A 12,490-nucleotide genomic window follows, 5' to 3' on the forward strand; every position below is an offset into this window, starting at 1 on the left:
GACGAGAAGCTGGCCAACCCGATCCTGATCGGCCGCCCGGCGGTGATCGAGCACCGCATCGAGCGCTTCGGCCTGCGCCTGCGCGGCGGCGTGGACTTCACCGTGGTCAACCCGGAGAACGACCCGCGCTTCCGCGACTACTCCGAGACCTACTTCAAGATGATGGCGCGCCAGGGCATCACGCCGCAGTACGCCAAGCTGGAGATGCGCCGGCGCACCACGCTGATCGGCGCGATGCTGCTCAGCAAGGGCGAGGCCGACGGCATGGTGTGCGGCACGGTCAGCACCACGGCGGCGCACCTGCGCTACATCGACCAGGTGCTGGGCGGCACCAACGAGGTGTACGCGGCGATGAACGGGCTGGTGCTGCCGGGCCGGCAGATCTTCCTGGTGGACACGCACGTCAACGTCGACCCGACCGCGTGCCAGCTGGCGGAGATCACCATCATGGCGGCCGAGGAGCTCAAGCGCTTCGGCATCGAGCCGAAGGTGGCGCTGGTGTCGCACTCGAACTTCGGCACCTCGGAGGCGCCGTCGGCGCGCAAGATGCGCGACACGCTGGCGATCCTGCGCGAGCGGGCGCCGGAGCTGGAGGTGGACGGCGAGATGCACGGCGACAGCGCGCTGGACCCGAAGCTGCGCGAGCAGCTGGTGCCGGACGGCACGCTGATCGGGGAGGCGAACCTGCTGGTGTGCCCGAACATCGACGCGGCGAACATCGCGTACAACCTGCTGAAGGTGGCGGCGGGCAACAACGTGGCGATCGGGCCGATCCTGCTGGGGGTCAAGGCGCCGGTGCACATCCTCACGCCGTCGGCCACGGTGCGCCGCATCGTCAACATGACGGCGCTGGTGGTGGTCGATGCCGCGGCCCACTAGGCCACCGCGGCCACACACGATGCAGGCACAGGCAACCACCGGCGCCGCGCCGCAGGGCGCCGCCGTCTTCGACCTCGACGGCACGCTGATCGACGCCGCGGCGGACATCGCCGCGGCGCTCGCGCCCGCGCTGGCGGCGCGCGGCCTCGCGCCGCTGACGCTGGCCGAGGCCACGTCGCTGCTCGGCGACGGCCTGCGCGTGTTCGCGCGCCGCACCTTCGTGCTGCGCGCGGCGGAAATCACGCGCACGGAAGAGAACCGCTTCGTCGAGCGCTACCTGCGCACGCCGATCGACCAGACCCGCCTCTACCCGGGCGTGGAAGCCACGCTGCACCGGCTGCGCGGGGAGGGATGGAAGCTGGCCGTGTGCACCAACAAGGTCGAGGCCGCGGCGGTGGACATCCTCGCGCAGCTCGGCATCCTGCCGCTGTTCGAGGCGGTCTGCGGCGGCGACACCGTGCCGGCCTGCAAGCCGGCCCCGGTCCACCTGGCGGAAACCATCCGGCGCGCCGGCCTGCGCGCCGTGCCCGCCGTGATGATCGGCGACAACCCGGCCGACGTGCTGGCGGCCGCGGCCTGCGGCATTCCGGCGGTCTTCGCGCAATGGGGATATGGGCGCCTCGGCGCGCTGCAGGGCACGTGCGCGGTTGCCGCCCGCTTCGAAGACCTGCCCGCGCTGCTCCGCGCCGCCCGGGCGCCGCGTCCGGCTGCTTGAGCCCGCTTGAGCCCGTTTACGCCTGCCTGCACCTGCCTGCGCGCACTGCACGCACCGCACGAAAAGCTGACGCCCATTCTTGTTGGCCGTTAATTGCGATTTTAATGGCGATCGGCGACCACCGATCCGCCATCAATCAGCCATCAATTGACCGCCGATCAGCCCTGCATCAGTCATTAAAAAAAAGCCATTGAAAGGCCATTAAAAAACCATCGAAAGACCCATCAATTTTTCGTGAAATACTTTCACGGCATCACCCGGCTCGAAACTCGTTTGCCCGAAGCATACTTTCATGACTTCGAACAAAAGGCGCGCTCCATCAGCGCCACCGAGTCCATCAACGAGCAGAGTGAGACATGTCAGATTCCCCGCAAATCAGCGGCTTCCAGGTCCGCCCGGTAGTCGTGCCGCTCAACCCGCCGCTGCGCACCGCCAGCGGCGTCATGGCCAAGGCCCCGCTGGTGCTGGTCGATATCTCGACCAATGCCGGCGTGACCGGCAGCGCCTACATCTTCACGTACACGCCGGTGGTCCTGCAGGGCGTGGTCGAGGTGCTCAAGAACCTGCTGCCGCAGCTTGAATCCGCCGCGCTGGCGCCGCGCGCGAACCTGGCGGAGCTGCGCCGCAAGCTGGTGCTGATCGGCACGCCGGGCCTGCTCGACATGGCGCTGGCGGCCATCGACATGGCGCTGTGGGACGCGCATGCGCGCTTCCTGAACGCGCCGCTGTCGCGCGTGCTCGGCGGCACGCCGTCGCGCACGCTGGCCTACGCCAGCTTCGGCATGGAGCGCGCCGAGGATGCGCGGCCGCTGATCGCGCAGGCGCTCGACGCGGGTTTTCGCGCGATCAAGATCAAGATCGGCTACCCGACGCTGGCGGAAGACCTGGCGGCGGTGCGCGCGGCCCGCGCGCTGACCGGCGAGCGCGCCAGCCTGATGATCGACTACAACCAGTCGCTTTCCGTGCCCGAGGCGATCCGCCGCTGCCAGGCGCTCGACGACGAAGGCCTGGCGTGGATCGAGGAACCCACGCGCTGCGACGATTTCGCCGGCCACGCGCGCATCGCCGAGGCGGTCAGGACGCCGCTGCAGCTCGGCGAAAACCTCTACGGGCCGCGCGAGGTCCGTCGCAGCATCGGCGAGCGCTGCTCCGACCTGATGATGCTCGACCTGATGAAGGTCGGCGGCATCTCGGGCTGGATGGACGCGGCCGGCATCTGCGCCGCGGCCGGCGTGCCGGTGTCGAACCACTTTTTCCAGGAAGCCAGCGCGCACCTGCTCGGCGTCACCCCGACCGCCCACTACCTCGAATACTTCGGCATCGCCGACGCCGTGCTCGCCGACACCCTCGAGGTGGTCGACGGCCATGCCGTGCCGAGCCAGCGCCCGGGCATCGGCATCACCTGGAACGAAGCGGCCGTGCGGCGCTTCGCCGCCTGATCCCCGCGCGGCTTGGCCCCATACCTTCGCCTGCCAGTCAGGCGGCTCTTTGCCGGAAACGGCTTTCCTACCGGAGACAACCTCAAATGAAAACCTACCCGAAATTCAAGGCCGCGGCCTGCCATGCCGCGCCCGTCTACTTCGACACGCCGGCCACGGTGGAAAAGGCCTGCGCCTGGATCGCCGAGGCCGCGCGCAACGGCGCCGAGCTGATCGCCTTCCCGGAAGCGTTCATTTCCTCGTTCCCGGTCTGGTCCGGCGTCTGGGCGCCGGTCGACGTGCATGAGTTCTTCGTCAAGCTGGCGTCGTCGGCGGTCGAGGTGAACGGCCCCGAGATCCGCCAGATCCGCGACTGTGCCCGGCGCCACGGCGTGTTCGTGTCGCTCGGCATCAACGAAGGCACGCCGACCAGCCCGGCCTGCATCTGGGACACCAACATCCTGATCGGCGACGACGGCGCGATCCTCAACGCGCACCGCAAGCTGGTCCCGACCTACTGGGAAAAGCTGACCTGGACCCCGGGCGACGGCAACGGCCTGCGCGTGTCGGACACCCGCATCGGCCGCATCGGCGCGCTGGTGTGCGGCGAGAACACCAACGCGCTGGCGCGCTTCACGCTGCTGGCGCAGGGCGAGAACGTGCACGTGTCGTCGTTCTCGCCGCGCTGGCCGACCAACCCGCCGGGCGAGGCCGGCTACGACCTGGAGGCGGCGATCCGCCTGCGCGCCGGCGCCCATGCCTTCGAGGGCAAGCTGTTCAACATCGTGGCCTCGGGCTTCCTGCCGCCGGAGGCCATCGACATGATCAGCCGCGACAACCTGCGCGCGCGCCAGCTGCTGGAGGAATCGCCCAAGAGCGTGTCGATGATCCTCGGCCCGGACGGCCAGCCCATCAGCGAAGTGATCCGCGACGAGGAAGGCATCGTCTACGCGGACATCGACCTCGCCAAGTGCGTGGTGCCCAAGCAGTTCCAGGACGTGGTCGGCTACTACAACCGCTTCGACGTGTTCCAGCTGAAGGTCAACCGCCGCGCGCTCGCCCCGGTCGAGTTCTCGTCCCACGCCGAGGAGCGCACGCTGGGCGCCGACGAGGACGACCTCGACGACGTCATCAACAACGCCTCGCTGCGCGCCGCGCCGGTGCGCCACAACGCCTGATTTTCCGATCCCCTGATCCGCGCCGGCCGGTCCGTTCATGAGCCGGCCGGCGCCACGGCGCAGCACCCGCTGCGCCACCCCCCGGCAAAGTATCGAAGCCATATCGATTCAGCCACACACATAAAAATCCGAAGGAGACAAAACATGCCTTGGAGTCAAATCTATGACCCCTTGGGGAATCCCCTATTCTCGACGCTGGTGGCCGCCATCCCCGTCGTGGTCCTGCTGGCGGCGCTGGCGTTCTTCCACATCCAGGCGCACCTGGCCGCGGGCCTGGCGCTGATCGCGGGCGGCATCGTCGCCTGCACGGTGTTCGGCATGCCGGCCAGCGTGGCCGGCAAGGCGGCCGCCTACGGTATCGCCTCGGGGCTGTTCCCGATCGGCTGGATCGTGCTCAACATCATCTTCCTGCACCGGCTCACCACGCAGAACGGCTATTTCAAGGCACTCCAGCAGTCCATCTCGGGCGTCACCGAGGACAAGCGCATCCAGTTGCTGCTGGTGGCCTTCTGCTTCGGCGCGTTCTTCGAGGGCGCCGCCGGCTTCGGCACGCCGGTCGCGGTGACGGGCGCGATCCTGATCGGCTTCGGCTTCTCGCCGCTGGCCGCGTCGGGTCTCGCGCTGATCGCCAACACCGCGCCGGTCGCGTTCGGCGCGCTTGGCTCGCCGGTGCTGGCGCTGGCCTCCGTGACCGGGCTGGACCTGCTGCAGCTCTCGGCCATGATCGGGCGCCAGTTGCCGTTCTTCTCGGTGCTGGTGCCGTTCTGGCTGATCTGGGCCTTCGCCGGCTACCGCGGCATGAAGGAGATCTGGCCCGCCATCCTGGTGGCCGGCGTCAGCTTCGCGGTGCCGCAGTACGTGGTGTCGAACTTCCACGGCCCGTGGCTGGTCGACGTCATCTCGTCGCTGGTGTCGATGGGCAGCCTCACGCTGTTCATGCGGGTATGGCGGCCGCGCACGATCTGGACCTCGACCAAGCTCAAGAAGCACCATGACGACTCGCACGTGGAGAACCACGACGCGCCGGCCACGGCGGCGGCCACGGCCGGCACGGCGGCGGGCACCGTCTCCGCGGCCAGGGCGTGGATGCCGTGGGTCATCCTCACGGTGTCGGTCTTCCTGTGGGGCGTGCCGCAGGTCAAGAAGGCGCTCGATGCGCTGTGGGCGTGGAAGTACAGCATTCCCGGCCTCGACAAGATGGTGCTGAAGATGCCGCCGGTGGTGGCCGCCCCGGTCGCGGAATCGGCCACGTTCGCGTTCAACATCCTGTCGATGGCCGGCACCGGCATTCTCATCGCGTCGCTCGTCGGCGGCCTGCTGATGGGCTACTCGCTGCCGCGGCTGTTCCGGGAATACCTGCGCACCATCCACCTGGTGCGCTACTCGCTGCTGACCATCTGCGCGATGTTCGGCGTGGGCTACCTGACCAAGTATTCCGGGCTCGATGCCACGCTGGGCCTGGCGTTCGCGCATACCGGCGTGCTCTACCCGCTGTTCGGCACCATGCTCGGCTGGCTCGGCGTGGCGCTGACCGGCTCCGACACCGCGGCCAACGTGCTGTTCGGCGGCTTGCAGAAGACCACCGCCGAGCAGCTCGGCCTGTCGCCGTATCTGATGGCGGCGGCGAACAGCTCGGGCGGCGTGATGGGCAAGATGATCGACGCGCAGTCGATCGTGGTGGCGTCCACGGCGACCAAGTGGTACGGGCACGAAGGCGACATCCTGCGCTACGTGTTCTTCCATTCGCTGGCGCTGGCGGTGCTGGTCGGCCTGTTCATCACGCTGCAGGCCTACGTTCCGCCGTTCGTCCACATGGTGATCCACTGACGCGGCAAAGCCGCCCCGCCGCAGCGATGCGGCGGGGCTTCGTCTATTCCGGCGGCTTGCCGAGGATCTCCGTCATCCAGCGCACGAAGGTCATGGCGTCGCCGTCGTCCTCGCAGTCCGGCGGATAGATGATGTAGTAGGCGTAGATCGAGCGCACCTCGATCTCGAACAGCGGCACCAGCACGCCGGAACTGAGCCAGCTCTGCGCCATGCGCCGGCGCGCCAGCGCCACGCCCTGGCCGTTCACGGCGGCTTCCAGCATCAGCCCCAGGTCGACGAACTGCACGCCGGTGGCGGGCTCCGGCCAGTCCAGCCCGGCCGCCACCAGCCACGGGCGCCACGGTTCCAGCGGGCAGCGCAGCAGGCGCGCGGCGGACAGCGCGGCCGGCGACGCGAACGGCCCGACCTCGCGCAGATAGGCCGGGCTGCACACCGGGAAGACCGGCTCGTCCAGGATCTTGACCGCTTCCAGCCCGGGGTAGTTGCCGTTGCCGAAGCGGATCTCGACGTCCGCGTTCTCGGACTTCAGGCCCACCAGCGGCACGGAGAGCTGCAGGATCAGTTCGATGTCGGGATGGTCGGCCTGGAAGGTGGCCAGATGCGGCACCAGCACCTGCCGCGCGAAGGTCGGCGGCGCGGCCACGCGCAGTTGCCGGACCTCGCCGGCGAAGCGGGGCCGCGCGCCATAGTGGCTGAGCGCGGACAGCGCTTCCTTGACGACTTCGAGATATTCCGATCCCCTGGCCGTCAGGGTGAAGCCGCCTTGCGCGGAGTTGAACAGCTCGATGCCCATGATGTCTTCGAGCTGGCGGATGCGGTGGCTGATCGCGCTCGGCGTCACGCACAGCTCCTGCGCGGCCAGGGTCCCGCTGCGCAGCCGCGCCACCGCCTCGAACGCCATCAGGCACTGCAATGGGGGAACTCTGTAAGCCATGCGCGATACTCTTTTTCGACGGCCCGATGCCTCGGCCGGGTCTCCGGCATCGATGATACAGGATCGCTATCGGGCGCAAGGCGGCGCAAACCCGCGCCGCCTTGCCGCGCGCTCAGCCGCCGCCGAGCATGGCCTCGGCGCCGAAATCGAGCGCCGCCGCCAGCACGCAGGCCACATGCACCGCGTCGGCGCCGGCGCCGTCGTGGATCTGGTGGCGGCAGCTCGTGCCGTCGGCCACCACGATGGTGCCGGCCCCGGCCTGGCGCACCGCCGGCAGCAGCGACAGCTCCGCCATCGCCCGGGAGGCCTCGTAGTGCTCGGCCTCATAGCCGAAGCTGCCGGCCATGCCGCAGCAGGACGACTCGACCACGTCGAGCTGCAGCCCCGGGATCCACTTGAGCACGGCCTGCACCGGCCGGAACACATCGAACGCCTTCTGGTGGCAGTGGCCGTGCACGAGCGCCTTGCCGCCGGGCAGCGCCTTGAGCTTGAGCTCGCAGCGCCCGGCCTGCTGCTCGCGCACGAGGAATTCCTCGAACAGCAGGGCCGAGTCCGCCAGCTTGCGCGCCTCGTCACCAAACCCGTAATTCAGGAACTCGTCGCGCAGCGACAGCAGGCACGACGGCTCCAGCCCGACCACCGGCACGCCGGCGTCGACGTAGGGCTTGAGCGCGTCGAGCGCGCGCCTGGCCTCGGCGCGGGCTTCGTCGACGAGGCCGGCCGCGAGGAAGGTGCGGCCGCAGCACAGCGGCTTGCCGCCGGGCTGCGCGCTGTAGTGCACGTCGTAGCCGGCGGCGCGCAGCACCATCTCCGCCGCGCGCGCGTTGCCCGGCTCCATGTAGTTGTTGAAGGTATCCACGAACAGCAGCACCGAGCGGGGCCCGAGCGGCCCGCCGGCGGCCTTGCGGCTGCCGTCGAGGAAGGCGCTGCCGAAGCGCGGCAGCGAGCGCTCGCCGGCAAAGCCGAGCCAGCGCTTGACCAGCGGCGACAGCAGCGGCACGCGGTCCAGCGCGTTGACCAGCGGCGCCAGCAGGCTGGCCGCCGGCGCGTAGCGCGGCATGTACGCCACCATGCGCTCGCGCAGGCCGATGCCGTGGCGCCGGGTCCAGGCCGCGCGCGCCTCGATCTTGATCTTGGCCATGTCGACGCCGGTCGGGCAGTCGCGCTTGCAGCCCTTGCACGACACGCACAGGTCGAGTACCTCCTTGACCTCGGCGCTGGCCAGGCCGTCGTCGCCGAGCTGGCCGGACAGCGCCAGGCGCAGCGTGTTGGCGCGCCCGCGCGTGACGTGCTTCTCGTCCTTGGTGACGCGGTAGCTCGGGCACATGGTGCCGGCGTCGAACTTGCGGCAATGGCCGTTGTTGTTGCACATCTCCACCGCCTTGGCCAGCCCGTGCGCGGGGTCGCCGCCGGTGCCCGGCGCGGTCTCGATGCCGGTGAGCGGGTCGCGCAGCACGTTCCAGCCGGACCAGTCCAGGCTGGGGGTCAGGTCGATGGCGCGGTACGCGGGCGGGAAGCGGAAGTTGGCGCTGTCGTCCATGCGCGGCGGCTGCACGATGCGGTCCGGGCTGAAGCGGTTGCCCGGATCGAACAGCGCCTTGATGTCGCGGAAGGCCTGGTGGATCTTCGGCCCGTACTGCCACGCCACCCATTCGCCGCGGCACAGGCCGTCGCCGTGCTCGCCGGAGAACGCGCCCTTGTACTTGCGCACGAGTTCGGCGGCCTCCTCGGCGATCGCCCGCATCCTGGCGGCGCCGTCGCGGCGCATGTCCAGGATCGGGCGCACGTGCAGCGTGCCCACGCTGGCGTGCGCGTACCAGGTGCCTTCGGTGCCGTTGCGGTGGAAGACCTCGGTCAGCTGGCTGGTGTATTCGGCGAGGTGCTCCAGCGGCACCGCGCAGTCCTCGATGAAGGAGACCGGCTTGCCGTCGCCCTTCATGCTCATCATGATGTTCAGGCCCGCCTTGCGCACGTCCCACAGCGCTTTCTGCGCGCCCGCGTCGGCCATGCGCACGACCGCGTCGGGCAGGCCGAGGTCGCCCATCAGCGAGACGAGGTCGTCGAGCCGGCGCAGCAGCGCGTTGTGCTCGTCGCCGGCGAATTCCACCAGCAGGATCGCCTCCGGGTTGCCGACCAGCGCCCGCTCGATGACCGGCCGGAAGGCCGGATTGCTCATCGACAGGCCGATCATGGTGCGGTCCACCAGTTCCACCGCCACCGGCCCGAGCTTGACGATGTGCCGGGTCATGTCCATCGCCTGGTAGAACGTGGGGAAGTTCACCACGCCCAGCACCTTGTGCGCCGGCAGCGGCGACAGCTTGAGCGTGAGCTGGCGGCTGTAGGCGAGCGTGCCCTCGGAACCGACCAGCACGTGGGCGAGGTTGGGCAGGCCGTCGTCGCTGTAGGCGCGCGGGTTCTGGCAATCGAAGATGTCGATGTTGTAGCCGCCCACGCGGCGCAGCACGCGGGGCATGCGCTCGGCGATCTCGGCGCGCTCGCGCGTGGCGATCTCGCGCAGGCCGGCGTAGATCTGCGCGGCGCGCCCGTCCTGCGGCGCGCGCGCGACCGGGCCGAAGCGCAACTGGGTGTCGTCGGGCAGGATGGCGTCGATGGCCAGCACGTTGTGGACCATGTTGCCGTACTCGATCGAGCGCGAGCCGCACGAGTTGTTGCCGGCCATGCCGCCGATGGTGCACTGCGCCCCGGTGGAAACGTCCACCGGGAACCACAAGCCGTGCGGCTTGAGCCACGCATTGAGATGGTCCAGCACGATGCCCGGCTCCACCGTGACGGTGCGCGCGGCGGCGTCGAAGTCCACCACGTCGTTGAGCCACTTGCTGTTGTCGATCACCAGCGCCTCGCCCACGGTCTGGCCGCACTGGCTGGTGCCGGCGCCGCGCGCCAGCAGCGGCGCGCCGGCGTCGCGCGCGATGTTCAGCGCGAGCGCGAGGTCGGCCTGGTCGCGCGGCACCACCACGCCGACCGGCAGGATCTGGTAGATGGAGGCGTCGGTGGCATAACGCGCGCGGCTGGCGCGGTCGAACAGGACGTCTCCCCGGAGTTCCTTGCGCAGGCGGCGCGCCAGCGGACTGCCGGAGCCCACGGCCGACGGCACGAGGTGGACGGGCTTGACTAAGGGAGGCAGGTATTCGGTTTTCATGATCGTTCCTGGGCCCGGCGCCGTGCGGCGCGGGCCCCGCGCAGCCATGCCGCGCGGAATCCCGGCGCCCGGCTGCGCGGTTGTCTCCTGTAGGAATGCGCGCGCGCCGCGGCGGCGGCGATACTGCCGGCACGGCCGGCCACGTGCGCGCGCTCTTGTCGCGGGCGGCAGCGCTGCCCGCCCGCCGTCCCGGTCAGCCCTTGGCGAGCGCCGGCACGGTCTGGCCGGCGAGATAGTCGAGCGCCGCGGCCACGCCGCTGCCTTCGAGCTTCACGCCGGCGATCTTCAGGCCCATCTCGCAGCCGGACAGCGCCGCCATCAGCGTCAGGTCGTTGCAGTCGCCCAGATGCCCGATGCGGAACATCAGCCCGCGCAGCTTGCCCAGGCCCGCGCCGAGCGAGATGTCGAAGCGCTCGTAGGTGACGCGCCGTACCATGTCGGCGTCCACGCCGGGCGGCATCATCACGCCGGTCAGCACCGGGCTGTAGACCTCCGGGTCCACGCACTGGATCTCCAGGCCCCACGCGCGCACCGCGCGGCGCGCGGCTTCGCCGAGCCGCTGGTGGCGCGCGAAGACGTTGTCGAGGCCCTCGGCCAGGATCATGTCGATGGCCTCGGACAGGCCGTACAGCAGGTTGGTGTTCGGCGTGTACGGCCAGTAGCCGGTCTTGTTCATCTCCAGGATCTCCGCCCAGCCGAAGAACGCCTTGGGCAGCTTCGATTGCCTGCTGGCTTCGATGGCCTTCGGCGACAGCGCGTTGAAGCTGATGCCGGGCGGCAGCATCAGGCCCTTCTGCGAGCCGGAGATGGTCACGTCCACGCCCCACTCGTCATGGCGGTAGTCGGCCGAAGCCAGGCTGCTGATGGTGTCGACCATGAGCAGCGCGGGGTGGCGCGCGGCGTCGATCGCCTGGCGCACGGCCGCGATGTTCGAGGTCACGCCGGTGGAGGTTTCGTTGTGGACCACGCACACGGCCTTGATCTCGTGGCCGCTGTCCGCTTCCAGGCGCGCCTGGATCATCTGCGCGTTCACGCCGCGCCGCCAGCCCTCGATGCCGGGCAGGCCCAGGAACTCGGGTTGCAGGCCGAGGTTGCGCGCCATCTTGTCCCACAGCGTGGCGAAGTGGCCGGTCTCGTACATCAGCACCTTGTCGCCGGGGCTGAGCGTGTTGGTCAGCGCCGCTTCCCACGCGCCGGTGCCGGAGGCGGGATAGATGATGACCGGGTGCCGGGTCTTGAAGATGGTCTTGATGCCTTCGAGCACCTTCAGGCCAAGCGCGCCGAATTCCGGCCCGCGGTGATCGATGGTCGGATAACTGATGGCGCGCAGGATGCGGTCGGGCACGGGGCTGGGGCCGGGAATCTGCAGGTAGTGGCGGCCGGCGGGATGGAAGTCCAGCTTGAGCATTGCGTTCTCCTCTCTGATGGAATCGCTCTGGTAAATCGCTCCGATGAAGCGAAATGAATTTTGAATACAATCTAGCAGACCCCTCCCTTAAAATCCGGCAACTTCCCTTGAAGTTTTCTCAATCTCGCTTGAACGCGGATTCCGGCCTGTTTCCGGTAGAATTTTTTTCATGAAACCGGAGAACACCGCCATGCCCACGGCATCGTCTTTTTCACCCGCGCAACCATGCCGCCGCCGAGCAAGCTGACGCGCGCCATCCTGCACGACAGCGTGGTGGCGCACCTGCGCCGGTGCATCGTCGAGGGCGCGCTCGCGCCGGGCCAGAAGCTCAACGAGCGCGAGCTGTGCGAGGTCATCGGCGTGTCCCGCACGCCGCTGCGCGAGGCGCTGAAGGTGCTGTCGGCGGAAGGGCTGGTCGAGCTTTCGCAGAACCGCGGCGCCTCGGTCGCCACCATGTCGGAAGACGAGATCGGCGATGCGTTCGAGCTGCTCGGCGGGCTCGAAGCGTTTGCCGGCGAGCTGGCGTGCGAGCGCATCACCGCCGCCGAACTGGCGGAGATCCGCGCGCTGCACGGCGGCATGCTGGCCTGCCGGGCGCGCAACGACCTCGCCGGCTACTACGACCGCAACCAGCAGATCCACGACCGCATCAACGCGGCGGCGCGCAACGGCGAGCTGAGCGAGGCCTACGCGGCGGTCAACCGGCGGTTGCAGGCCTTGCGGTTCCGCTCCAACCACCAGGCGCCGAAGTGGGACAGCGCGATCCACGACCACCACGAGATGCTGCTCGCGCTCGAAGCGCGCGATGGCGCGAGGCTGGCGCGGATACTGCGCGACCACCTGCGCAGCAAGCGGGATGCGGTGCTGCCCGGCGCCGTGGCGGCCGGCCCGCTGCCCGCGCCGCGCCACGAAGAGCGCCGGCCCGCTGCCGCGCATCCGGGCTGACATGGCCCGGCCGCCGCCGGCCGCCG

Annotated in this window: 9 protein-coding genes; 6 read left to right on the forward strand and 3 right to left on the reverse strand. The window is 69.4% G+C overall.

Annotation, left to right across the window (positions count from 1 at the left end):
- From AC3WXD_RS12315 to AC3WXD_RS12335, 5 genes are all read left to right on the forward strand, one after another.
- Positions 1-879, forward strand: an 879-nt coding sequence (locus AC3WXD_RS12315) for a phosphate acyltransferase (RefSeq protein ID WP_492323798.1), incomplete at its 5' end; no start/stop codon positions are given.
- 19 nt (positions 880-898) lie between these two features.
- On the forward strand, positions 899-1,594 hold the full coding sequence (locus tag AC3WXD_RS12320) for an HAD family hydrolase (RefSeq protein ID WP_492323799.1): 696 nt from the start codon (positions 899-901) through the stop codon (positions 1,592-1,594).
- A 356-nt stretch (positions 1,595-1,950) separates the two neighbouring features.
- Positions 1,951-3,033, forward strand: a complete 1,083-nt coding sequence (locus tag AC3WXD_RS12325; protein ID WP_454732924.1) for an enolase C-terminal domain-like protein — start codon at positions 1,951-1,953, stop codon at positions 3,031-3,033.
- 86 nt (positions 3,034-3,119) lie between these two features.
- The gene (locus AC3WXD_RS12330) at positions 3,120-4,190 is read left to right on the forward strand and encodes a carbon-nitrogen hydrolase family protein (RefSeq protein WP_020206889.1); all 1,071 of its coding nucleotides are present in this window, start codon (positions 3,120-3,122) and stop codon (positions 4,188-4,190) included.
- Positions 4,191-4,334: 144 nt separating this feature from the next.
- Positions 4,335-6,017, forward strand: a complete 1,683-nt coding sequence (locus tag AC3WXD_RS12335) for an L-lactate permease (protein ID WP_043367775.1) — start codon at positions 4,335-4,337, stop codon at positions 6,015-6,017.
- Positions 6,018-6,060: 43 nt separating this feature from the next.
- Here AC3WXD_RS12335 and AC3WXD_RS12340 read toward each other — a convergent pair whose 3' ends face one another.
- The 3 genes from AC3WXD_RS12340 to AC3WXD_RS12350 all read right to left on the reverse strand — a co-directional run bounded on the left by AC3WXD_RS12340 (position 6,061) and on the right by AC3WXD_RS12350 (position 11,519).
- Positions 6,061-6,951 carry a LysR substrate-binding domain-containing protein gene (locus AC3WXD_RS12340; RefSeq protein ID WP_492323800.1) on the reverse strand — a complete coding sequence of 297 codons (891 nt, stop codon included), beginning with the start codon at positions 6,949-6,951 and terminating at the stop codon, positions 6,061-6,063.
- Positions 6,952-7,063: 112 nt separating this feature from the next.
- Complete coding sequence (locus AC3WXD_RS12345) at positions 7,064-10,111, reverse strand: FAD-binding and (Fe-S)-binding domain-containing protein (protein WP_492323801.1); 3,048 nt, start codon at positions 10,109-10,111, stop codon at positions 7,064-7,066.
- A gap of 193 nt (positions 10,112-10,304) precedes the next feature.
- Entirely contained in the window at positions 10,305-11,519 is a 1,215-nt protein-coding gene (locus AC3WXD_RS12350) for a pyridoxal-phosphate-dependent aminotransferase family protein (RefSeq protein WP_059413606.1), read from the reverse strand.
- A gap of 225 nt (positions 11,520-11,744) precedes the next feature.
- On the opposite strand from AC3WXD_RS12350, the gene AC3WXD_RS12355 reads away from it, so the two are divergent.
- Positions 11,745-12,464, forward strand: coding sequence for a GntR family transcriptional regulator (locus tag AC3WXD_RS12355; protein WP_492323802.1), 720 nt, complete (start codon positions 11,745-11,747; stop codon positions 12,462-12,464).
- The last annotated feature ends 26 nt before the right edge of the window (positions 12,465-12,490 follow it).

The organism is Cupriavidus sp. FW216-B1 (genome assembly GCF_058789195.1).

What these genes read in the sequence shown, in the direction of transcription:
- AC3WXD_RS12355 (WP_492323802.1), top strand. Translation starts at nt 11,745, where the DNA reads ATGCCGCCGCCGAGCAAGCTGACGCGCGCCATCCTGCACGACAGCGTG.
- AC3WXD_RS12330 (WP_020206889.1), top strand. Translation starts at nt 3,120, where the DNA reads ATGAAAACCTACCCGAAATTCAAGGCCGCGGCCTGCCATGCCGCGCCC.
- AC3WXD_RS12345 (WP_492323801.1), bottom strand. Translation starts at nt 10,111, where the DNA reads ATGAAAACCGAATACCTGCCTCCCTTAGTCAAGCCCGTCCACCTCGTG.
- AC3WXD_RS12350 (WP_059413606.1), bottom strand. Translation starts at nt 11,519, where the DNA reads ATGCTCAAGCTGGACTTCCATCCCGCCGGCCGCCACTACCTGCAGATT.
- AC3WXD_RS12335 (WP_043367775.1), top strand. Translation starts at nt 4,335, where the DNA reads ATGCCTTGGAGTCAAATCTATGACCCCTTGGGGAATCCCCTATTCTCG.
- AC3WXD_RS12325 (WP_454732924.1), top strand. Translation starts at nt 1,951, where the DNA reads ATGTCAGATTCCCCGCAAATCAGCGGCTTCCAGGTCCGCCCGGTAGTC.
- AC3WXD_RS12340 (WP_492323800.1), bottom strand. Translation starts at nt 6,951, where the DNA reads ATGGCTTACAGAGTTCCCCCATTGCAGTGCCTGATGGCGTTCGAGGCG.
- AC3WXD_RS12320 (WP_492323799.1), top strand. Translation starts at nt 899, where the DNA reads ATGCAGGCACAGGCAACCACCGGCGCCGCGCCGCAGGGCGCCGCCGTC.